We start from the raw sequence: 22,542 nt of genomic DNA, 5'->3' as shown, positions 1-22,542 counted from the left end.
ATGTCGTACGGGGCGCGCTGGCTCATGCTCGTCCTCCTCGGGTGGCCGTTGCTCGGGCGGCAAGACCCCGTCGCAAGCAACCTCTTCCTTTGTGCACGTGAGGAGTTTAGGATGCGGCCGCACGTCCGGGTAGCTTTGTGTGGACCCGGGGGACGCGGGAGAAAAGAGGATGTCGTTCGTCAAACGCCCGGGAGGGGATCCCACGCAGATCGCAGGCGGCCTGCGCGAGCCGGAGCTGCCGATCTTCGAGGAGAAGGCGATCACGTCACGCGTGGCCGAGAAGGCCGTGAACGCATTCCAGGCGAAGGGCGGCGCGGCGTTCGAGGAGCTCGCGAGCCGCGCGGGCGCGGCGGGCCTGGGCGAGAGCGGCGGCGCGATGGGCGGCACCGACCTCACGTTCGCCTGGGAAAACGCGGCCGGGCCGCAGGGGCCGTGGAGCCACTTGCGTGTCGTGTCCGTGCGCGGGACCGAGGCCGTCTCGAGCCTGTATCGTTACGAAATCACGGCCCTCGCCCGCGAGCCCGCGCCCGAGCTCGATCCGGACGAGCTCATAGAAGCCCGCGCGACGCTGCGGATTGCCACGACGACGCAGCCTTCGTTTCGCGTCGTGCACGGCATCGTCGTCGAGGCCGAGGAGCTCGGGCCCGTGCCGGGAGGCATGCTCTATCGCCTCGTGCTCGCGCCCCCGCTCACGCGCGCGATGCACCGCATGCGTTGCCGCATCTTCCTGGAGAAGACCACGCGGCAGATCATCGACGCGGTTCTGCAGGGCGATCCCGAGCTCTCGCTCGCGGTCGGGGCGAACGCGCCGCCCGACGGCGGGGACGAGCTGAGCTTCTCGCCTGCGATGGAGCGGTACACATGGCGTATCGCGGACGCCTCGCGGATCGACGACGTGGCCACGCGCGGGTATTGCGTCCAGTACAACGAAAGCGATTTCGCCTTCGTGTGTCGGCTCCTCGAGGAGGAGGGGATCTCGTTCCATTACGAGAACGGCGACGGGGTATGCCTGCTCGTCCTCTCGGACAACGACGCGGGCCGCACGCGCCTCGACCCGTTCGAGCCGCTGGGCCCCGGCATCGTGGGCCGCGCGGTGCAATCGATGAAGCTCGGAGCGCGCTTGCGCCCGCGCAAGGTCTCGCTGCTCGATTACAACTGGAAACAACCCACGCTCGACATGGCCGTCGCCGAGCCGGCGCGGCCGGCGAGCGCGGACCTCGTGTACCACGAATATCCAGGGCGCTACACGGAGACGCCCGCCATGGGCAAGCCGCTCGCGGCGGCGACGCTCGAAAGGCTGGAGGTGGAGGCGAGTTACGCAGTCGGTGAGAGCACGTGCCGCACGATCGCGGCGGGGAGCATCTTCGCGCTGGAACACCCGCAATCACGCTACGAGGGCGAATACCTGATCACGAAGATCGAGGTCCGCGCCGAGCAGGCGGGCGTATTGCCGCCGAGCGTGGCGACGGCGATGCCGCTCTCTGGCGTGCCGTATGCCGTGACGTTCGAATGTGCGCGGCGAGGGAAAAATGGCTCCGTGGCGGAGTCGAGGTTCCGCCCGGCGCGCGTGACGCCGAAGCCGCGGATTCACGGCTCGCAGACGGCATTCGTCACGGCGGAGCCGAGCACGAAGGGGGCGGAGATCCATGTGGGAGGGCCGCCGGGCGCCGAGATCGGCTGCGTCCGCCTGAAGTTTCACTGGGACACGGACACGGCGCGGCACGCGAAGGAGCCGACGTCGTGCTGGGTGCGCGTGAACCAGGTGTTCGCGGGGGTCGGCGAGGGCGCGGTGTTCCATCCGCGCGTCGGGGTGGAGGCGATCGTCGATTTCGAGGAGGGAGATCCGGATCGGCCGATCATCGTGGGGCGCGTATACAACGGGAAGAACCGGCCGCCGGGCGGAGCTCCCACGGTGAGCATGTTCAAGACGATGTCGAGCCCGTCCTCGGGCGCCTTCAACGAGCTCACGTTCGACGATACGGCGGGCAATGAACAGATCAAGATGCACACGCCGTTCAACTGGAACTCGGACGCCGGCAATGATCGGACCGAGAAGGTGGGGAACAACAGCGCGTCGACCGCGGGCGTGGATCGCAACGAGATGACGGGCTCGAACCGGACCACGATGGCGGGCGGGAACAACGCCGAGGTGGTGGGGGGCAACGAGTCGGTCACGGTCGGCGCGAACCAGAACATGAACGTCGGCGCGAACCAATCGGTCAGCGTCGGATCGAACCGATCGGTCGACGTCGGGGCGAACCAGACGGTCACCGTGGCGGGCAACCACACGGAGTCGGTCACGGGCAACCGCGAATCGACCATTTCGAGCAACGACAAACTCACGGTGACGGGCACGCAGGACGTCCACGTGACGGGCGCGCAAACGGAGAACTACGGCGCGACGCAGGACATCACGGTCGCCGGGAACCAAAAGGCGCAGATCGGCGGCGAGCAGACGATCGAAGTGGCGGGGCCGCAGGCGCTCAAATCGGGGGCGAGCCAGAAGATCGAGGCGCCGGCGCAGGAGATGAAGGCGGACGGCACGCAGGCGTTGAAATCGACGGTCCTCACGGTGAACGCCGCGGCGATGGCGACGGTCGAGACCACGATGCTGACCCTGAATGGGGCCGCGTTCACGCAGATCAACACGGCGAGCCTGGTCATCACGGCGGGGACGATCACGATCACCGGCGGCGCGATCAGCATCAACGGCGGTACGGTGACCGTGAAGGGATCGCCGGTCGACATCGACGGCGGCGGCGCGGTGAACGTGACGGCCGGGCTGATCAAGCTCAACTGAGCGCGCGCATGAAATTCGTCAATGAGACTCCGCTGCCGGCGGCGATGATTCCGAACGGCGAGGAGGACGATCGGATCACGGCGCTGTTCCTCTGCGCGATCACGCTCAGGATCGCGTCGGGCGGGCTCGAGCTCGTCCCCGGGCAACGGCCGCTTTTGCTCGACGCGCGGTCGAAGGTCCCGAACGACGTCATGTTCTCGAAGGAGGCCACCTCCGTGTGCGCGACGGGCTTCGTGTATCCGCGACGGGGCGACCGCGCGCGGGAGGCCACGGCGTCGCTGCGCGTGGGTTCGTCCGACATGCACATTCAGGTGTTCGGGACGCGGGTCTGGCAGCGGGGGGCGCTCGGGGGGCTCACGCCGAGCTCGCCGGTCCCGTTCGAGCGGGTGGCGATGAGCTGGGAGAATGCGTACGGCGGCGTGACGAAGGCGCCCGCGGCGGTGGTGGAGATGGACGGGGAGGAGGCGTTTGTCCCGGAGCACGAGTCGGGGTATCCGCTGAACTTCGACGGCAAGGGGTTTTATACGGACGAGGCGCGTGCCGAGAATCAGCCGCTCCCGCAGCTCGAAGATCCCGCGGCGCTCGTGCGCGCCTGGGACGATCACCCCGAGCCCGTCTGCTTCGCGCCATACCCGCTCTGGGGCGGCATGCGGGCGAAACACGTGGTGAAGGGGCAAGAGCTCGACATGACGGGCATCCGCAAGCTCGGCAGCCGCGCGGCGCCGCGGATGACGTTCGACACGATCGGCGCGGGAACCGAGATCGTGCTCGCGGGGATGCGGCCCGGAGGCGGAGCTCTTTCGTTCGTGGTGCCGCGCTCGCCGGTCGTGGTTGCGATGTCGGTCGGGGGTATGCGCGAGACGATCGTGCCGCGGCTCGACGCCGTCGACATCGACGCCGAGGCGTGCGAAGCGCGATTCGTGTTCCGGGCGAAGGCGACGTACGGCCTCGTGCAATTCGAGGAGCGGCGGGCGGTGCTCTCGCCGAGCGAGTTTTTCCCGAAGGGGTGAGCGGCCATGGCGAACAACTTCCACACCGATGCGGGATGGCTGCTCGTCGGGATCGATGGGCACAACGGGATCCATTGGCCGTTCGTGCCGACGTGGTTCTTCAAGCTGAACCTCTTGCACCCGCTCTCGATGGGCGACAAGCAGAAGCCGACGGTGATGTTCAATGGCGTGCCGTCGGTGACGCACGGGCACGAGCCCTCGAAATTGTGGCCGCACATCGGCATCTTCCCGAGCCCGCTCGACCTGATGACGCCGCTGCACATCCTGTTCGGCTCGCACAAATGCTGGCTGCCGCGGGGGGCGGTGGAGATCTGCGGGGAGACGTCGACATGTTGCGTGATCGGCGGAGCCATGTCGCTGAACGCCGATTGCTGGGAATACGGCAAATGGCCGACGTCGCTCGTGGAGGATCCGGGCACGGTGCAGACCACGCCGACCGTGATGGATTTCCTCATGGGCGCGGTCTCGCTCGCGGTCGACCTCGTGATCGATCTCGCGTTCGAGGTCGTCATGAACGTCGGCGGCGCGGCGCTCAAGAAGTTCGGCGACAAACTCATTGCCCCGTTCTTCAAGAAGGCGGACGAGGTGGTGGAGGGGGCGGCGAAGAACGCGGACGAGGTGCTCGGCGAGGGGCTCGAATCCGCGGCCAAGCAAAGCGACGAGGTGGCCGGGGAAGCGGCGGAGAGCGCGGCGAAAGGCGCGGACGGGAAAGCCTCGGATCTTTGTGACGAGGTGCGGTGCGAGGGCGGGCATCCGGTCGATCTGACGAGCGGGGACGTGGTCGATCGAAAGGTCGATCTGGTCTTGCCCGGGGCCATTCCGTTCGAGTGGAAGAGGCATTACTCGTCGAAACGCGCGCTCGCGCGGACCTCGCTCGGCCGTGGCGGGTGGGCGCACAATTTCGAGCAATGGATCGAGCGCACGGACGACGGGCTGCTCTCGCTCCGCAGCGAGGAGGGCCGCGACGTGTTTTTCCGCGCGCTCCGCGTGGGGGAGAGCGCGTTCCATCGGATGGATCGGCTGACGCTCCGGGCGCTCGAAGGCGGGGCGTTCGAGGTGACAAGCCACAAGACGCGGCTCGTGCGGCATTTCGCCCCGGAGGAACCGGGCGAGAAGGCGCTTCTCCGATCGATCCGGGACGCGTACGGAAACTCCATCGAGCTCGAATACACGAATGGCCGCCTCCGCCGGGTGATCGATACGGCCGGCCGCGAGGTGCGCGTGAAGACGACGCACGGCGGGCGTATCGCGCGGCTCGAGGTCTGGGTCGGCGATTCCTTCGAGCAGTGGGTCGATTACACGTACGCGAAGATGGGGGAGCTCGCGAGCGTGACGGATGCGCTCGGACAAACGGAGCGGTACGAGTACGACGAGGATCATCGGATGGTGAAGACCACGCTGAAGAACGGCGTGAGTTTTCATTATGCGTACGATCCGGAGACGGGGCGGTGCAAGAAGACGTGGGGGGACGAGGGGCTGCACACGCTGGTCCTCACGTACGACCTGGAAAAGCGCGTTACGAAGGTCGAGGGGAATGAGGAGCCGCGGGTCCTTCACTGGAACGAGTCGGGGCTCGTGGTCCGGGAGGAGACGACGGATGGGATCCTGATCGGCACGTGGGAATACGACGCGGACAATTATCTGGTTGGCCAAGCGAATGGGGCCGGCGAGGCGACGCGGTATCGGTACGATAAGAGGGGGAACAAGGTCGAGGAGGTCGATCCTGCGGGGAACGTGACCCGGTGGGAGTACGACGACGATCTTGCTGTGTTGCAGGTGGGCCCCGAAGCATTGACGACGCGGCTCTCGCGGGACGCGTTCGGCGCGCTGCAGAGGGTGGAGTATCCCTCGGGCGTCCGGTACTCGTTCGCGTACGACAAAAAGGGGCGCCTCACCTGCGTGAGCGGGGACGAGGGGATGCTCGTCGAGGTCGCGTACGACGCCCAGCACAACATCGTGGCCGAGCTCGACGCGCGCAGCGCCCGGACGACGTACGAACACGACCTCGTGGGCCGGCCCGTGCGACGAACCGATGCCCTCGGGCGCTTCACGGCGGTGGAGTACGATCGCCTGGGGCAACCCCTGTCCGTGCGGAGGCCGGACGGCACGAGCACGCAATCGGCGTACGATCCGCTGGGCAACCCGATCCGCGTCGTCGATGCGTCGGGGCAGGTCACGCAGATGGAGTACGGCGGGACGGGCGTGCTCACGAAGCTCATGCAGCCGGACGGGCGGGTCTGGCGGTTCAAGTATTCGGCACAGGAGAAGCTCCGCTGCATCGAGAATCCGCGGAACGAGAAATACGAATTCGTTTACGACGCCGCAGGAAGGGTGGTCGAGGAGGCCTCGTTCGATGGACGGGTGCTGAAGTACGGGTACTCGAAATCGGGTAGGCTCGGGCGAATCGATTATCCGGATCGCAGTTATCGTGCGTTCGCGCATGATCCGCTCGGCAACGTGCTGCGCGAGGATACGACGGATGGCCCGATCACGTTCGAGCGAGATCGCATGGGCAGGCTGCTCGGCGCTGTCCTCGAGCAGGACGGCCAGCGGGTCGTCACGATGTTCGAGCGGGACCGGCTGGGGCGCGTCGTGGCCGAGGTGCAGGACGGGCGGCGGCTTCGGTACGAGCTCGATTCGCGTGGGCGCAGGACGGTGCGCGTCATGCCGGACGGCGCGGCCACCCGGTATCGATACGATATGCTCGGCGATCTCGTCGGGCTCTCGCACGATGGCCACGAAATCATGTTCGATCGCGACGTGCTCGGGCGGGAGACGGCGCGCCGGGACGCCTCGGGGAGGTTTTCGATCCGGAGCGAGTACGACTCGATGGATCGGATCATCGAGCAGCGCGCCGAGGCGCGGAGTCCGGGCGGCGGCGTGCCGCAAGCGGTGGTGCAGCGGCTTTGGCAATACGATGCACTCGGACGGGTGAAGCTCGTCGAGGATCGGCGGTGGGGCTCGACGGCGTATCGATATGATCCGGTCGGGCAGCTCGTGGAGGCGCAGCGGGGCAGCCACCACGAGGTGTTTGCATACGATCCGGCGGGGTCGATCCAGAAGATGCTCGACGGGCTGGAGACGGGCCCGGCGAAGGCGGACGAGGCCGAGCCGTGGGAGATCGGCAAGGGGAACTTGCTGCTCCGCACGGATCGCGCGAAGTATTCGTACGATCGGCGGGGGCGTCGGGTATCGAAGGAGGAAGCGGGGCAGCGGACCACCTATCGCTGGGATGCGCGGGACCGGCTGCGCGAGGTCACTCTGCCGTCGGGCGAGCGAGTGTTCTTCACCTATGACGCGTTCGGCCGGCGGCTGCGGAAGGAGATTCAGGACGAATACGGGGATAGGCGATACGCTGTCGATTTCGTCTGGGATGGGGATGTCCTGGCGCAGGACATCGATAGCCGGCACGGCAAACGTTGCTTCGTCCATGCACCGGGCACGTTCTTGCCGCTGCTCCAGGCGGAGCGGGGCGAGGTGTTCTGTTACGTCGTCGATCAGGTGGGGGTGCCGAAGGAGTTGATCGACCGGGAAGGGCGGGTCGCGTGGTCGGCGGCGCATTCGGCGTGGGGGCGCGTCACGGAGACGTACGCGGCGCCGGGGCGGACCGGTCGCGCCGTGGAGTCGCCCTTCCGGCTCCTGGGGCAGTATGCGGACGAGGAGACGGGGCTTTGTTGTACGAGGTTCCGGTACTTCGACGCGTCGGCAGGAAGGTGGTGCAGCCCGGATCCGCTCGGCATCATGGGCGGGCTCGACCTCTTCGCGTTCGGCAGAGACGCCATCAACAACGTCGATCCGCTCGGCTTGGCCTGCCAGAAGCCCGAAAACGCAGTCCACGACGCGAATTATACGATAAACAGACACACGCGTGATGGTAGGATCGTTCAGAAGGACCTCGGAAAGGGCAAAGAAGCGCACATATTCAACGATGACGCAGACCTCGAGGCCCTGGAGGATCTGGTCTGGAAGCACGGCGAGGCGCAAGGAAACGTCCGCGGCTTCGATCGGTTCACGTATACATCGGACACGCCGATCGGTGTGAGGACTCAGAACGGGAGATCCGACGTCCCTCTTTATGTCATAGAGATCAAGGGCAAACTCGAAGGCGATTCGTGGGTATACCACATGGTGCCGAGGACGAGGGTTGCGCAATGAGATCGAAATACAAATGGCTCGAAGCTTGGGTCGATTTTTCGAGCGACCGCCATTACGTACTGCTGGTGCGCGAGCGACTGAGTGGAAAGATCGAAATCGTCGACCCGGCCGAGGACAACAAGGTCATCCATGAGTTCGACAATTACGAGGACGCCGTACACTGGCTCCGCGAAGACGAGTACGATCAGATCGAGGGGCGCGGTGTCCTCGACGAGGATGGCGGGGTCACCTTCGATTGAGCGCGATGCCTCAGGTCCCAGAGCTCCACTTCAATCGTAACCCCGTGTTCTCCAGGACGTCCGCCGCGATCGGGCTCATCAATCGCACCACCCCCGCCCACGTCATCACCACCCGCCTCGCCTCCGCGTCCACCCGCACCGTCTGCAGCACCGCTTCCGGCGTGAACACCTTCGGGCTCCCCGGCGGCGTCACCTCGATTCGCGGCCTCTCCCCCGGCAATTGAAACCTCGTCTCCCCGCTCCCTTCGACGAGCCCCTGCAGAATCACCACCTCGTCCCCCCGGAGCCGCTCCACCGCCATCCCCGGCGCCGCCCCCTGCAGCCCGCGCGGAAGTACGTCGTTTTTCCGGAACGGACCCGCGAGATCTTCCCCGTCCGCGAATTGCATCTCCCGGATCGGCTTCGTCGCCGGATCGTGCTCCAGAAACCCGCCCATGAGCCGCATCATCCGCGGATACCACGTATGCGGCACCCACCCGATCCCCGCAGGCATCGGCTGATCCAACCACTTCTTCCAGTGTGGCACGAAAAACCGCGACGGCGTCAGCGGATCGCCCGGATCCTCGATCTGCGGGAGCAACGCCCCGTCCGCCCGATCCCGGTCCACGTCGATGAAATAAGCCCGCCCCACCTTGTTCCGCGGATACGCGAAGACCCCCTCCTGCCGCGGCGAAGGCTCGATCCTCCGCCCGTTCCGCCGCTTCGGCGGGCAAAGCTCGTCGTGCGCGTACGCGTCGTACCCGCCATACGCGAGATCCCACGCGAGCGGCACGCTCTCGAAGAGCGCCGGATCCGAGAATCGCACCGTCCCCTCGATCGAGACCTCCGCCCGCCGCTCTCCGAGCACCCGGAGCACGCGCGCGTTTTTCCCGACCGCCACCCGCACCGTCGCCTCGCGCGCCTTCCCGCCCGGCGCATACGCCCGCCCCGTCACGATCACGTCGGTCGCGACCTTCGGCGGGAAGAGGTCCATGTCGTCCCGCAGCCCGCGCATGCGGCCGTCGTCGCCCACCTCGAGGTCCGGCTCCCGGCGCACCGGCACCTGCTCGTCCGTGAGCCGCAGCTTGCCCCCGGCGAACGAGTAAGCCCGTTTCGCCACGCACACGAGCCACAACTTGCCGTCCGTGCTCTTCGCGTTCGCGACCGCTTGTGCGCTCGTCATGCCACCCGTTCCCCGAACTCGGTTATCATGGCTTTGTGAAGGACGACGCCGAAAAAAACGCTCCCGCCGCGGCCCTCGCGTCCGCGCGAGGCGAAACGCTCGCCGCGCCAGCGCGCACGATCGGGCTCGCCTCCGGACGATCGATTCAAATCGAGGAGACGGGCCGCGAAGAACACATCCAGGTCCGCGGCGCCGACGGAAACCTCGTCCTCTCGCTCCGCCTCACCGACGAGGGGCCCGTCCTCTCGCTCTCCGCGGTTTCCCTGGAGATCGCCGCCCAGAAGCACCTCGCCCTGAAGAGCGAGACCCTCGCGATCCAGACCTCCGGCGACGCCACGCTCGACGTCGGCGGGAGCTTGCACGAACGCACGCGCGGGAGCGCGATCCGCGAGGTCGGCAAGGCCTCCATCGAGCGCGCCCGCGAGGTGAGCATCGAGGCCGCGCCCGGCGGCGTGGTCGTCAAGGCGAACGACGACGTGTCCATCACCGGCGAGCGCGTGCGGCTCAACTCGGACGAGCCGCCCATGCCCCTCACCTGGGAAGAACACCACGCGCGGCAGGCCAAAAAACTCGCCGCGGCGGCGGAGCGGGCCCACGAGATCGGCGTCCCCGGCCTCGGTCCGCTCCGCATCCCGGAGCCCTGACGCGCGCCTCACGCCCGCCGCGCGGCCCGGAGCGCGTCGTTCGCCGCGTCCCCGAGCTTCATGTCCGTCGCCACCTTCCGCGTCCACAGCCGCACGATCGGCATGAGCGCGGGGCGCTGGATCCGCAACGCGTCGAGCGCCTCGTTCGCCTTGCCACGTTCGAGCGCGACGAGCAGCCGCGTGAACGCCTCCAGCGTGATCGGGCCGCGGAAGGACTCCACCTTCGCCACGTACGCCGCGTCGTAGGCCCCGCGCAGCTTGTGTGTCCCGCGCGCCGACTCCGCCTCGATCGCCTCGGCCCAGCGTCGCTCGTTCTTTCGCCAGGAGCGCTCGCGCAGCGCGTGCGCCTCGAGCACCTTCGCGCGCTCCTGCTTCCCTTCGGCAAGCTCGGCGGCGATGGCCGCGGTCTGCTCGATCGTGAGCTCGATCGGCGCCTCGGGCTCCTCCGGCGCCGTTTTCAGCTTGCCCGCCGGCTCCGTGGTCGGCGCGGGCTCGATGCTGGTCGCCGCGGCCGCGACGGGGGCCTCTGCGGGTGGTTTGTCGAAGGCCGCGAGGGGGCCGAGCATCGCGGGTTTTTCCACGACCCGCGACGTCGTCGGCTCCGCCTCGATGTTCGCCACGATGCCCAGGAGCGCCGGCGGGCGCACGTCGAAGCGCATCGGCGGCACGTTTGTCCGCGCCTCCGTGCGTTCCTCTTTCGCCGGTGCAGGGACGTCGAACGGCTTCGTATCGGGCGGCTCCGGGGTCACCTCCACCGGCGCTGGGCGCCTCGTCTGCTCGAACGGCGTGGCCGGCTTCGAGGCCGCCAGGGAAGGGAAGTGGGTCAACGTCCTCGGGCCCGAGCCCTCGTCCTGGTCCCTCGGCGGAGGCGCAGCGCGCGTGGCCTCGTCGCGGGTCGCGATGCTCGGCAAACCCGGCCCTCCCTGGACAAACGGGAGCACGGGCGCCTCCGGGACGTTTTTCCCCCCCGACGTCACGACCGGCAGCGTCGCCTCCACGTCGCCCCCGGCGAGCGCCGCCGCGCCCCCCATCGAGACCGCGACGAGCCCGACCTCCGCGGCATGCGCGAGCAAGACCACGCCGCGCCACACCAGCATCGCGAGCTGCCGGTCCGTGTCGAAGGTCAACGTGTCACAGCGGAGCCGCACCTCCTGCGGCGCCCCCCCCATGCGTTCCACGGTCACGCGCGGGACGACACGGGCGAGCTTCGTTTCGAGCCGCGGATACGACGGGTGCAGGTTCACGAGCACGATCGGCTCGTCCCCCGCGAGGTTCGCGAGCTGCTGATCGCCGGGCGCGAGGTTGAAGTACGCGCCATCCACGTCTTCGGGCAGCGGCTTCGTGTTCCAGGTGCGTGCATCCCAGCTCGCCGCGTGTTTTCCGAGGAGCGAAAGACGCGCAGGCGATGTCGGCGCGACGGGGCCGAAGCCCTCCGCGATCCAGCCGCGATCCGCGCGGACCTCGACCGCCTTCTGCAAGGTCCCCACGCCGAGCTGCGCGACGAGCGCGGAAGCCGCGGGCGCCTTCGGCGGATGGGCGTGGCCGAGCACGAGCACGTCGGCCCTTCGTTTGAACGGGGCCATGTCGCTCGCGGGGCTCTTCGTGTCCCAGACTGCCTCGCGTCGCGCGGCGAGCGGCGACTCGCCGGGCGCGAGCTCGAAGGTCGCCTTGCAGATCACGGTGACTGCGTGCGCGCCCTGTCGCGGCTGCCAGGGGAACAAGGAGGCGCGCAGGGCGCAGAACGACACGACATTCATGGGCGCAGCCTACCGCGATGCGGCACCGGTCAGAAAGCTTCCGCGGCTGCGCGCCGTCAGCTCTTGAGGAACGCGAGGAGATCGGCGTTGAGGCGGTCCTTCTCCGTCGCCGCGAGCCCGTGCGAGCCGCCCTTGTAGATCTCGAGCCGCGCATTCTTCACGAGCTTGGCGGCGGCGAGCGCGCTCGCGCCGATGGGGACGATCTGATCGTCGTCGCCGTGGATGATGAGCGTCGGCACGTCGATCTTCTTCAGATCCTCGGTGAAATCCGTCTCGGAGAACGCCTTGATGCAGTCGAGGGCGTTCTTGAGGCCGGCCTGCATGCCCTGGAGCCAGAAGGTGTCTCGGAGCCCTTGGGAAACCTTCGCGCCTGCACGGTTTGCCCCGTAAAACGGGAGCGTCAGGTCCTTGAAGAACTGCGCGCGATCGGCGTGGACGCCCGCGCGAATGCCGTCGAACGTCTCGATCGGCAGGCCGCCCGGATTCGCGGGGGTCTTCAGCATGAGCGGCGGCACGGCGCCGACGAGGACGGCCTTGGCGACACGCGCCGTTCCGTGGCGACCGATGTAGCGCGTCACTTCGCCGCCGCCGGTCGAATGCCCGACGAGCGTCACGCCTCGGAGATCGAGGTGCTCGATGAGCTCGCTCAGGTCATCGGCATAGGTGTCCATCTCATTGCCGTTCCAGGGTTGGCTGGATCGGCCGTGACCGCGGCGATCGTGGGCGATGCACCGGAAGCCGTGCGAGGCGAGGAAGACCATCTGGTCCTCCCAGGCATCCCCGTTGAGCGGCCAGCCGTGGCTGAAAACGACGGGCTGCCCGCTGCCCCAGTCCTTGTAATAGATCTGCGTTCCGTCTTTGACGGTCAAAGTTGCCATGCGACAACCTCCTTCATTCTCTTTCGTGGTTTCCCGACCGTGATGAGAAAGGTGCGCGTATCACGCGGAACGTTGGTGTCGACTGCCACGTCAGAACGCGAAACAGTCGCAAGCGCCGTCGAACAGGTTGCCGAGCTCCGACAGCCATCGCGGAAGACCGAAGGCCGCCTGGGCGCCAGGCTGTGCGTGCATCGGCATGCAACGACGCGCCGCGGGGAGCGCGGCCTGCGAGGTCTGCCGAAAGGCTCCCGGATGACGGTGCACCGGCGACCAGTCCGGCATCACCGGCAGGTCTCCCGGATCGAGCGGCTTGAATTCTTCGGCGGCGTACACCGGTTTGCCGCCGAGGATGGTGAGCACCGATTCGAGCGCTTTGATCTCCTCGTCGGGAATCTTGAAGTAGTCGGCGGTCAGCACCGCCAGATCGGCGAGCTGCCCGGGTGCGATCGCGCCGCGCGTCCCTTGCTCCCGTGACATCCAGGTGCTGCCCTGGGTGTAGAGCCGAAGCGCTTCCTCCCTCGTCAGTCGCGCTTTCTCCGGATAAAGCGAAAGCCCGCCGAGCGTCTTTCCCGTGGTCATCCAGTACAGGGAGACGAACGGATTGTAGCTCGCGACGCGCGTCGCGTCCGTGCCTGCGCCGACCGGTACACCGAGCTCCAGCATTCGCCGGAGGGGAGGCGTGCGCTCGGCCGCCTTCGCGCCGTAACGGTCGACGAAGTATTCGCCCTGGAAGGCCATCCGGTGCTGGACCGCGATCCCTCCGCCGAGCGCTTTGACGCGCTCGATGTTCCGATCGGTGATCGTCTCGCAATGGTCGAAGAACCAGTGCAGCCCATCGAGCGGAACGTCTCGATGGACCTTCTCGAAGATGGACAGGAACCGGGAGATCGATTCGTCGTACGTCGCATGAAGCCGGAACGGCCATTGGTTCTCGGCCAGGAAACGCACGACGCGCTCGAGCTCGCTCTCGAGCTTCTCGGGGAGGTCGGGACGTGGCTCGAGGAAGTCCTCGAAATCCGCCGCGGAAAACACGAGCATCTCGCCCGCGCCGTTGCACCGGAGCATGTCGTCGCCGTCGCCCGGCTTCACGACCTTCGACCAGCGCACGAAATCTTCGAGCTCGGCGCCGGCTTTTTGCGTGAACAGGTTGTAGGCGATGCGCAAGGTCATCTCGCCGCGCGCGTGGAGCTCGCGGATGATCTCGTAGTCCTCCGGATAATTCTGGAAGCCTCCACCCGCGTCGCATACGCTCGTCACGCCGAGCCGGTTGAGCTCTCGCATGAAGTGGCGGGTCGAGTTGTACTGGTATTCGGGGGGAAGCTTCGGACCTTTCGCGAGCGTCGCGTAAAGGATGGTCGCGTTCGGCTTCGCGATGAGCATCCCGGTGGGGTTGCCCGCCTTGTCGCGGACGATCGTGCCGCCGGGCGGGTCGGGGGTATCTTTCGTGTACCCGCACGCGCGGAGCGCCGCGCGGTTGAGCAAGGCCCGGCAGTAGAGGTGCAGGACGAAGACCGGCGTGTCGGGCGCCGCCGCATTGATCTCGTCGAGCGTTGGCATCCGCCGTTCGGCGAACTGGAACTCGCTCCATCCGCCGACGACGCGTACCCATTGCGGCGCGGGCGTGCGGGCCGCCTGGTCGCGGAGCATCTCGAGGGCCAGTGCCAGGGAGGGCACGCCTTCCCAGCGCAGCTCCATGTTGTAGTTCAGTCCGCCGCGGATGACGTGGAGGTGCGAATCGTAGAGCCCCGGAATGACCCTGCGCCCGCCGAGATCGACGACCTTCGTCTCGGGGCCGCGCTCGAATTGCGAAGCGTTGTCGACTCCGGCGATCCGGCCGCCTGCGACGACCACCTCCTTCGCTTCGGGATGGCTCGGATCGAGCGTGGTGATGCGCCCGTTGTGGAGGATGAGGTCGGCTGTGGTCGTCATGAGGTCTTGTTCCCGGGGTGAAGCCATGGATGCGCGAGCTTCACGAGCAAGGGCATGGCGCCCCACGTGAGAACCGCAACGATGCCTCCGGCGATGACGCCGGAGGCGAGGACTTGCGGGAAATTCGGGCCGAGCAAGGGCAGGAGGATCGCCGGGACGGCCATACTGACCGGCCACACGGCGATCCAGGTGAGCAAGGCCATCTTCCATCGCGGCGGCATGGCCTCCGCGGGGGTGCGAAACCAGGCCTCGAGGCCTTCCAATCGTCGATACGTCGGTTCACCTTCCACCATCGGCGCGATCCGAGCGAGCCATTCTTTGTAAAGGGCCGTCTCGTAAAATGCGTCGCGGTCGGCGGCGCTGGCGAAGCTGCGCAGGATGCCATACTCGGTCGAGTCGGAGCCGGGCGGCGGATAGATGCAATGCACCCCCCTCGCTCCAGGCTCGGCCAAGGACCGGCTGGCGAATTCGGTGAGGGCGCGTTCGAAGGCCTCGATGTGCGTCTTCCGAACGCGCCGGACGATGGCGATGTGGATGGTCTCGGCCATGGCTCTGCCGTCCGTGATCAGTGACCGGACTTCTTGGGCACGATCTGGGGCTTCACCGCCGATTGCGGCGCGTGATGGACCATCGTGTAGGCATACTCGACGCCCACGCCGTAGGCGCCGCCGTGCTGCTTGATGAGGCCCATGAGCTGGTTGTAGTGCTCCCGCTTCGCCCAGTCGCGCTGCCATTCGAGGAGCGCGGGGATCGTCGTCAGCCGGACCGCGCCCGCCTGGACCATCCGGGACAGCGACGCTTCATGCGCGGCCGGGGAGGTCGCGCCGCAGCAGTCCTCGACGATGTAGACGTTGTATCCGGCGCCGAGCATTTCGATGGCGGGCCAGGTCACGCAGACCTCGGTCCAGAGGCCCGTGAGGAGAATGTTCTTCCTGCCCGTCGCCTCGATCGCGGCGCGGAAGCCCGCGTCATCCCACGAATTCATGGACGTCCGTTCGACGACCGGTTGCCCCGGGAACACGTCGAGGAGCTGCGGCCAGACGTACCCGCTGAAGGACTCCGTCTCCACCGCGGTGAGGACGGCGGGAACGCCGAACTCCTTCGCGCACTTCGCGAGCAGCGTCACGTTGTTGATGAGCGTCGCACGATCGATGTTGGCGACGCCGAACGTCATCTGCGGCTGATGGTCGATGAAAACGACCGCGCTGTCTTCCGGCGTATAGAGCTTGTGATACTTGTTCATCGTCGTTGCACCTGGAATGTGGGTTATCGTTCGAGCCGCCAAGCCAAAGCCTGTCGATCGAGCGGGCGGCGCAAGACTACCTGCTTCTGGCGGGAGACGCCATCGATTTTGCGGCCGACGTCTCCGTCCTGCAAACGAACGAACGACCTCTCCTCCTTTCGAAGGGTTGACAGTCGGTCGAAATTCGGAGGTGGCCTACATGCAATCGGCGAGGTTCAATACGTGCACGTGGTGCACGCCATTGATCTTGCGGCGGAGGGGCGCCTCCTTCGAATGGCGGATCTCGTACTCCGCCATTCGAAGGAGGGCGGCACAGCCACGGGAACCGCGTGCGCGTCTGCATTCGAGCTTCCCTCCCACGCCAGCTTGTGCCAACATGCGATGGCGTGCGGTCCAGGCACGATGATTCGAACAGACCCGAGGTCCCGACGCGGTCGGGCTCTCCGCCGATGCCGTCCGAGCACGCCCGCGCATCCGACCGGGAAGAACTCCTCGAGCTTCTGTTCGCAAACGTCGCGGAAGCCATGGCGCTCGTCGAGCCGAACGGGCGGATCGTCGAGGTGAATCCCGCGGCTTGCGCGATGCTCGGTCGCGGGAAGAGCGATATCGTCGGGACGTACCCGTGGGATTTCGTGACGAGCGCATCGCGCGACGAGATCCTCGAAGCGCTCGGTCGCGTCGAGCCGTCGGGGCCGGCCTCCGTCCAGTGCACGTATCGACGAATCTCCGGCGAGCTCGGGACCATGGACGTGCGGCTTTCGCGCCTTGGTTGCCCGAGGCGCGATTGGCTCATCGCGAGCTGTCGAGACATCACCGAGGAAAAGCGACTCCAAGCACGATGGTCCGATGCCAGCGAACGGGAAAGCGCCGCGGAAGAGCTGCAACGATTGAACGCGGAGCTTTTGCAGCAGGCATCGCATCTAAGGGAGATCAACCAGACGCTGCTCGATAGCGAGCAACGTCTGAGGCTGGCCATCGAAACGGGAAGAATTGGTTTGTGGGTCTGGAACTCCACGGACCTGGGCAACGTGGGCGACTGGTCGCAGCGGATGAAGGAGATTTTCGGGCTACCGCTGGACGCAGAGGTGACACACGACATGTTTTTGAAGTGTGTTCACCCGGACGACCGGACGCGCGTGGACAGCTCGGTCATGCAAGCGCTCGCCGGCGCGAATGGCGGCGAATATCGCACGGAGTACCGCACGATTCATCCGCGAGACGGGTCGGTGCAATGGGTGACGGCCCGCGGCCAGGCCTTCTTCGACGCGGACGGCCAAGCAATTCGTTTCATCGGCACGGTGATGGATATCACCGAGCGTAAACGTGCCGAGGAAGCCTCCGCGCGTCTGAACATGGAGCTCGAGCGGCGGATCCGCGAGCGCACGGCGGATCTGGAGCGCATCAACCAGGCGTTCCGTGTCGAAATCGAGGAACGAAGGAAAAGCGAGGCCTCGTTGACCCGGACCCAGCGTCTGACCCAAACGGGAAGCGCGACCTGGATCCTCTCGACGCGAAAGCTCCTCTGGTCGGACGAGACCTATCGACTCTTCGAACTTCCTCCCGACACGAAACTCACGCCCGAGCTGGTCGCCTCGAGGGTCCACCCCGAGGACCTCCCCCTCTACCTTCAGGCGTTCTCCGGCAAGGGCGAGGATCTTCATTTTGGCCACCGCCTGGTGATGCCCGACGGCTACATCAAATACGTGGAGGTCTACGCCACGGCCCTGCGCGACGACGCGGGCCAGATCATCGAATGGGCGGGAGCGCTTCGCGACGTGACCTCGATCAAACGATCCGCGGAAGCCTTGCAGGCCTCGGAGCACCTCGCCCGTGGTCAGTTCGCGGCGCTCACCCGCACGCTGGATGTGCTCGCCCAGGAGTCGAATCCCGAACGACTCCTGGAGCATGTCTTGCGCATGATCGCTGGACGCCTGAATGGGCAGAGTGTCAGCGTGTACGAACGAAACGGCGAAAGCAGCGAGATGGACATGGTCGCGACGTTCGAGGACGATCGGCTGCACGCTCCCTCGAAGGACCTGTCCTCGGTCAAAAGGGTCACACTCTTCACGGAAGACCATCCCGTCTGGAGCGAGGCACTCCGCACCGGCGTCGATATCGTCGTCGGGGAGATCGATTGCGACCCTCCGCGCATTCGACTCGGGAGCCGTGAGAATTCGCCCTGGTATCCATGGCACGGAGACATGCCGCACGATCCCAACATGTCGGTGATCTACAAGCGGCTGGCAGCGATGGGCGTCGTGGCCACGCTGACGGTCCCGACGCTGATCGGCGGCAAGCTGGCCGGCTTCATCGGGATCCGGTCGAGGCACAAGAACCTGTTTCAAACGAGTGAGATGGAGCTCGCTCGTGCGTTGGCCCATCAGGCCATGCTCGCCATTCAGCTCATGCGGCTGTCCCGACAAAGCCGGGAGGCGGCCATCGCCGCGGAGCGCAACCGTATGGCGCGAGATCTCCACGACACGCTGGCGCAAGGATTCACCGGCGTGATCGTGCAACTGGAGGCAACGGAGGACGCCTGGTCGAGAGGCTTGCTCCCCGAGGCCGGAAAACACCTCGTCCGCGCACAAGAGCTCGCGCGAGGGAGCCTGCAAGAGGCGCGACGGTCCGCGCACGCGCTTCGATCGCAGGCGCTCGCCGAGAAGAGTCTCAGTGAAGCGATGGGGGATCTGATCAAGAAGATGACCAGCGGGACCAGCGTGGTCGGCGTGTTCACGCTGGAGGGCAGCCCCTGGCCGCTCAGCAACGAGTGGGAGGAAAACCTGCTGCGTATCGGTCAAGAGGTGCTGACGAACACGTTGCGGCACGCGCGCGCGCGCCATTTCAACGCTCGTCTCGCGTTCGAGCCACACAGGCTCCGATTCGAGCTGCGGGACGACGGCCTGGGTTTTGATCCTTCGGCGCAAAACGAAGGCCTCGGATTGATCGGGATCAAGGAGCGGGTCGAAGTGATGGGCGGTCAGTTGACCATTCGAAGCGCGGAAGGAAGCGGGACGGCCATCGTGGCGTCCTTGCCAGCTCCGTACCCCTATGACGACTTCACCCTATGAAATACCCTGCCGAAACGCAAGCGACCCCTTCGGGCTCGGATAAAATTCGGGTGCTCATCGCCGACGATCACGTCACGGTGCTCGAGGGCCTTTCGGCCATCATCAGTCGCCAACCCGACATGGAGGTCGTGGCCGCGGCCTCCGATGGCCGGCAGGTGGTGGAGCTTTGGCAAGAGCATCGCCCGGACATCGCGCTCATCGACATCCGCATGCCCGTGCTGGATGGCGTCGCGGCGATCGAGGAGATCCGGAGGAACGACGCGTCCGCCCGCTTGATCGTCCTCACCACGTTCGACACCGATAGCGACCTCCTCAACGCCGTCAAAGCCGGCGCGAAGGGGTATCTCTTGAAGGATTCGCGCCGTGAGGAGCTCCTCGACTGCATCCGCAGAGTGCATCGTGGAGAGACGTGCCTCCCTGCATCCCTGGTGCAAAAGCTGGCAGCAAGTTTGAGCCGCGAAGCCCTCACGAGCCGCGAGGTGGAGGTGCTCGAGTATCTGGCGCGCGGTCAGAGCAACAAGGAGATCAGCGCGTTGCTCGGCATCGGTGAGACGACGGTGAAATCGCACCTCAGGAGCATTTTTCGCAAGCTCGATGTGCTCAGCCGGACGGAAGCCATTGCCACCGCGAGCCGTCTCGGATTGATCAAGCTGTAGCGCCCCCGCCAGCTCGTCAGGGGATCGTCAGCAGCATCCAATCGACGGCGTCGAGCGAGAACGTCGGCTGCTCCGCGAGCGTGAGGGTCTTGGCGCCCCAGGTGTTCTGTACGAGCACGCCGAGGCTGCCATTGGCGAGCATGGCGGCGCTCGTGTCCACCTGGACGTCGGTGGTGAGGAGCGTGGTCGTCGCGACGGCACCCTCGCTCAGCGTATGTCCCGTGGTCGGAGACGTCAGCGCCAGATGGCCGTCCGCGACAGCCTGCCTGCCAGCGCCACATCTCCGCCGGGAAATGGGACCAGCGTCACCCTGTCCAGGGTCGGCGCCGCGAGGCTCGCCAGCGGGCCGGCCGCCGGGGTCGGCGGGTCGTCCGGGGTCGGGTCGGTGGGATCGCCGGTGCTCGTCGTGCCCTGCGGCGGGGCGCAAGCGCCGAGGGCCATGGCCAGCGCGCCCAGACACAAGCAGCGGCGAGCGAGAGAACGGATGGGGGTGAAGTTCATGGTGAGGAAGCTCCGGAGCGTTCAGGCTTTGGTTACTTGTAAGACTGCTTTCTACTCCTTCATCCAGCCATTCGCGCGACGGCGGATCCGCATGGGGCGTCTCCGGGGAGCCCATGCCTTAACGAAACGCTTGCGTTTCGCTCGGGCTTGCTCTACCTTCCGGATGAGTACGGTACCGTTTCGTATCGATCGTTCCGCGGGCTGCCGTGCCCCGCGGCAGAGGCCGTGATTTGCTCGGCGCGCGGGTTATCCTGGCGCGCCATGCCGCCCTCGAACCCTGGTGGGAAGAAGATGTCGACGAGCGAGCCCCAGAGCGCGGAATCGACGCCGATGCGCAGCCGCCTCTCCCCCGCGCAGGAGCAGGCGATCCTCGACACCGCCATGAAGCTCGTCGCCGAGGTGGGCTACGACCTCACGTCCATCGACGAAATCGCCCGCCGCGCCCGCGCCAGCAAGGCGACGATCTACCGCCGCTGGAAGAGCAAGGCCGACCTCGTGTTCGCGGGCCTCTTGCGAGGCGCCCAAAGGCCGTCCGAGGTGAGCGTCGGCGCGTCGCTGCGCGAGGACTTCATCCTTGCGCTGAGCGCGTTCTGCGCGACGGTCACTTCCGGCAAAGATCTCCTCATCGGGCTCATGTCGGTGTTTCACGCGCACCCCGAGCTCTGGCGGCTCGTGCGCGAGCAGTTCGTGAAGCGCGAGCAAGCGAGCATCATCGGGGTACTCGAGCGGGCGGTGGCCCGCGGCGAGATTCCCGCAATGCCCAAGGATCCCACGAAGATCATCGAGGTCGCCATGGCCCTGACGTCCCACCGCCTCCTCCTCTTACGGGCTCCGCTCGACGCGGACTTCGTCACCTATGTGGTCGACGAGGTCCTGCTCCCGCTCCTCGACGCGCAGCTCATACGGTCGCCCCGGCGCATCGCCGCCCCGGCGTCGCCGAGCTCGCCGCCGGAGGCAAAACCCGCCGCCCGCAAGCGGCGCCCCGACTGATTTTTCCGGGGCGGAAGCAGCGCCCGGAATCCTGAACGCTGAACCGGGCGCGCCCATGCGCGTTCTCGGGAGAGCTCCATCCAGCCGTCGTGTGTAAAACCAGAGAGGTAGCTTATGCGAACCATTGCGCTCACCGCGATTGCCATCGTCTCCACCGCACTCCCCCTGCTCGGATGCTCGAGCGAGCCGAGTGACGCAGGGACCGCCGCCGGTCCGACCTTCCACAAGGACGTGGCGCCGATCCTCCAGAAGCATTGCCAGAGTTGCCATTCCCCTGGCCAGATCGCGTCCTTCAGCCTGATCGAATACGCGCAGGTGAAGAACCTCGCCGAGCTCATCGTGATGCGGACGCAGGATGGGACCATGCCGCCCTGGGGCGCGATCAACACCGACGAATGCGAGCCGAGGTTTGGCTGGCAGCACGATTCCCGGCTCTCGGACGCGGAGCTCGCGACGCTCGAGGCCTGGGCGAACGCCGGCGCGCCCGAGGGCGACCCCAAGGACGCGCCGGCAGGGGAGCCGACCAAGGGCGCCGATCTGACCCGGGTCGACCTCACGTTGCAGCCCCAAAAGCCTTTCGTCGCGAGCGGGGAGCAGGACCAGTTGATCTGCTTCGTCCTCGATCCGCAGCTATCACAAGACGTCTACGTCAGCGCCAGCAAGATTGTCCCGGGAAACCTGAAGGTCGCCCACCACGGCGTGGTCTTCGTCGACCCGGACGGGGAGAGCCTCGCCCTGGCAAACGCAGACGGGTATTACGAATGCTTCGGGTCGATCGGCCTCAAGAAATCCGCATTCCTTACGCCGTGGGTGCCGGGCGCACAGCCGACGGTCTTCCCGTCCAATGCCGGAGCCTTCGTCCGCGCAGGCTCCAAGCTGGTGCTCCAGATGCATTACCACCCGGCAGGCGCGACCGCCGACCCCGATTCGACGAAGGTGGAGCTGCAATTCCACCCGGCCGTGCCCGAATACAGGGCGGAGTTCCTGCCGGTCGCCGTCCCCGTCCCGCTCCCGAGCGGGGACGGCCTGCAGCCGGGGCCGGACGACGCGAATGGAATCGAATTCAGGATCCCCGCCGGGGCCAAGGCCCACACCGAGATGGTCCGGATGACGCTGCCCACGGAGGTCGGGGGGCAGCCGGTCCCGGAGATGAAGGTCTACAGCGTCATGAACCACATGCATTACGTCGGGGTGGACGGGAAGATCACGGTCCGCCGCGCCGCCGCGCAAGGGAGCGACCCGGCGAACGAATGCCTGCTCCAGACGAAATGGGACTTCAACTGGCAGCAGACCTATACCTACGACGCCCCGATCGAGGATCTCCCCACGTTGCGGGGAGGGGACATCATCGATGTCCGCTGCACCTACGACAACACGCTGGAAAACCCCTTCTTGAAGCGAGCGCTCATCGAGCAGCATCTCACTTCGCCCCAGGAAGTGACCTACGGCGAGACCACCCTCGACGAGATGTGCGTCGGCATTCTCAACACGTTCGTCAAGAATTGACTTG

The 22,542-nt window shown here is 66.5% G+C and carries 17 protein-coding genes; 9 read left to right on the top strand and 8 right to left on the bottom strand.

Going from position 1 to position 22,542, the window contains the following annotated elements; genetic code table 11:
- Positions 1–169: 169 nt before the first annotated feature.
- Genes KEG57_RS46945 through KEG57_RS46930 form a run of 4 tightly spaced genes read left to right on the top strand, consistent with a single transcriptional unit; the run spans position 170 to position 8,204 of the window.
- Positions 170–2,800 carry a type VI secretion system Vgr family protein gene (locus tag KEG57_RS46945; RefSeq protein WP_272459723.1) on the top strand — a complete coding sequence of 877 codons (2,631 nt, stop codon included), beginning with the start codon at positions 170–172 and terminating at the stop codon, positions 2,798–2,800.
- A gap of 8 nt (positions 2,801–2,808) precedes the next feature.
- A complete protein-coding gene (locus tag KEG57_RS46940) occupies positions 2,809–3,810 on the top strand; it encodes a DUF2169 domain-containing protein (protein ID WP_272459722.1) in 1,002 nt (333 codons plus the stop codon).
- A gap of 6 nt (positions 3,811–3,816) precedes the next feature.
- The gene (locus tag KEG57_RS46935; RefSeq protein ID WP_272459721.1) at positions 3,817–7,965 is read left to right on the top strand and encodes a DUF6972 family protein; all 4,149 of its coding nucleotides are present in this window, start codon (positions 3,817–3,819) and stop codon (positions 7,963–7,965) included.
- On the top strand, positions 7,962–8,204 hold the full coding sequence (locus tag KEG57_RS46930; RefSeq protein WP_272425398.1) for a hypothetical protein: 243 nt from the start codon (positions 7,962–7,964) through the stop codon (positions 8,202–8,204). Before KEG57_RS46935 ends, KEG57_RS46930 begins: the two co-directional genes overlap by 4 nt.
- Positions 8,205–8,214: 10 nt before the next feature.
- Here the strand turns inward: KEG57_RS46930 and KEG57_RS46925 are convergent, their stop codons facing one another.
- Positions 8,215–9,366 (bottom strand): DUF2169 family type VI secretion system accessory protein, encoded by a 1,152-nt coding sequence (locus KEG57_RS46925; RefSeq protein ID WP_272459720.1) that lies wholly within the window; start codon positions 9,364–9,366, stop codon positions 8,215–8,217.
- Between the two features lie 35 nt (positions 9,367–9,401).
- Here KEG57_RS46925 and KEG57_RS46920 point away from each other — a divergent pair, with 35 nt between their 5' ends.
- On the top strand, positions 9,402–10,010 hold the full coding sequence (locus tag KEG57_RS46920) for a hypothetical protein (protein WP_272425400.1): 609 nt from the start codon (positions 9,402–9,404) through the stop codon (positions 10,008–10,010).
- Between the two features lie 8 nt (positions 10,011–10,018).
- Here the strand turns inward: KEG57_RS46920 and KEG57_RS46915 are convergent, their stop codons facing one another.
- The 5 genes from KEG57_RS46915 to KEG57_RS46895 form a co-directional block, all read right to left on the bottom strand.
- Positions 10,019–11,767 carry a DUF2169 family type VI secretion system accessory protein gene (locus KEG57_RS46915; RefSeq protein ID WP_272425401.1) on the bottom strand — a complete coding sequence of 583 codons (1,749 nt, stop codon included), beginning with the start codon at positions 11,765–11,767 and terminating at the stop codon, positions 10,019–10,021.
- A gap of 56 nt (positions 11,768–11,823) precedes the next feature.
- Positions 11,824–12,645: an alpha/beta fold hydrolase gene (locus tag KEG57_RS46910; protein ID WP_272425402.1), complete on the bottom strand. Its 822-nt coding sequence runs from the start codon at positions 12,643–12,645 to the stop codon at positions 11,824–11,826.
- Positions 12,646–12,735: 90 nt separating this feature from the next.
- Positions 12,736–14,574: an amidohydrolase gene (locus KEG57_RS46905; RefSeq protein WP_272425403.1), complete on the bottom strand. Its 1,839-nt coding sequence runs from the start codon at positions 14,572–14,574 to the stop codon at positions 12,736–12,738.
- On the bottom strand, positions 14,571–15,122 hold the full coding sequence (locus tag KEG57_RS46900; protein WP_272425404.1) for an antibiotic biosynthesis monooxygenase: 552 nt from the start codon (positions 15,120–15,122) through the stop codon (positions 14,571–14,573). The genes KEG57_RS46905 and KEG57_RS46900 overlap by 4 nt, the downstream gene beginning before the upstream one ends.
- Positions 15,123–15,139: 17 nt before the next feature.
- Positions 15,140–15,817, bottom strand: coding sequence for a hydrolase (locus KEG57_RS46895; RefSeq protein ID WP_272425405.1), 678 nt, complete (start codon positions 15,815–15,817; stop codon positions 15,140–15,142).
- 449 nt (positions 15,818–16,266) lie between these two features.
- Here KEG57_RS46895 and KEG57_RS46890 point away from each other — a divergent pair, with 449 nt between their 5' ends.
- Complete coding sequence (locus KEG57_RS46890) at positions 16,267–18,885, top strand: sensor histidine kinase (protein WP_272425406.1); 2,619 nt, start codon at positions 16,267–16,269, stop codon at positions 18,883–18,885.
- Positions 18,882–19,541 carry a response regulator gene (locus tag KEG57_RS46885; protein ID WP_272425407.1) on the top strand — a complete coding sequence of 220 codons (660 nt, stop codon included), beginning with the start codon at positions 18,882–18,884 and terminating at the stop codon, positions 19,539–19,541. Before KEG57_RS46890 ends, KEG57_RS46885 begins: the two co-directional genes overlap by 4 nt.
- A 16-nt stretch (positions 19,542–19,557) precedes the next feature.
- On the opposite strand, the gene KEG57_RS46880 is transcribed toward KEG57_RS46885, so the two are convergent.
- Positions 19,558–19,683 (bottom strand): hypothetical protein, encoded by a 126-nt coding sequence (locus KEG57_RS46880; protein WP_272425408.1) that lies wholly within the window; start codon positions 19,681–19,683, stop codon positions 19,558–19,560.
- Positions 19,684–19,775: 92 nt separating this feature from the next.
- A complete protein-coding gene (locus KEG57_RS46875; protein ID WP_272425409.1) occupies positions 19,776–20,042 on the bottom strand; it encodes a hypothetical protein in 267 nt (88 codons plus the stop codon).
- 261 nt (positions 20,043–20,303) lie between these two features.
- On the opposite strand from KEG57_RS46875, the gene KEG57_RS46870 reads away from it, so the two are divergent.
- Together KEG57_RS46870 and KEG57_RS46865 are read left to right on the top strand one after the other, a co-directional pair.
- Complete coding sequence (locus tag KEG57_RS46870) at positions 20,304–21,032, top strand: TetR/AcrR family transcriptional regulator (RefSeq protein WP_272459719.1); 729 nt, start codon at positions 20,304–20,306, stop codon at positions 21,030–21,032.
- 114 nt (positions 21,033–21,146) lie between these two features.
- Positions 21,147–22,538 carry a hypothetical protein gene (locus KEG57_RS46865; RefSeq protein WP_272425411.1) on the top strand — a complete coding sequence of 464 codons (1,392 nt, stop codon included), beginning with the start codon at positions 21,147–21,149 and terminating at the stop codon, positions 22,536–22,538.
- Positions 22,539–22,542: the final 4 nt, after the last annotated feature.

Source organism: Polyangium jinanense, from assembly GCF_028435365.1.
Note: the sequence above shows the minus strand (reverse complement) of the source record. Positions and strands in the feature narration are given on the sequence as shown.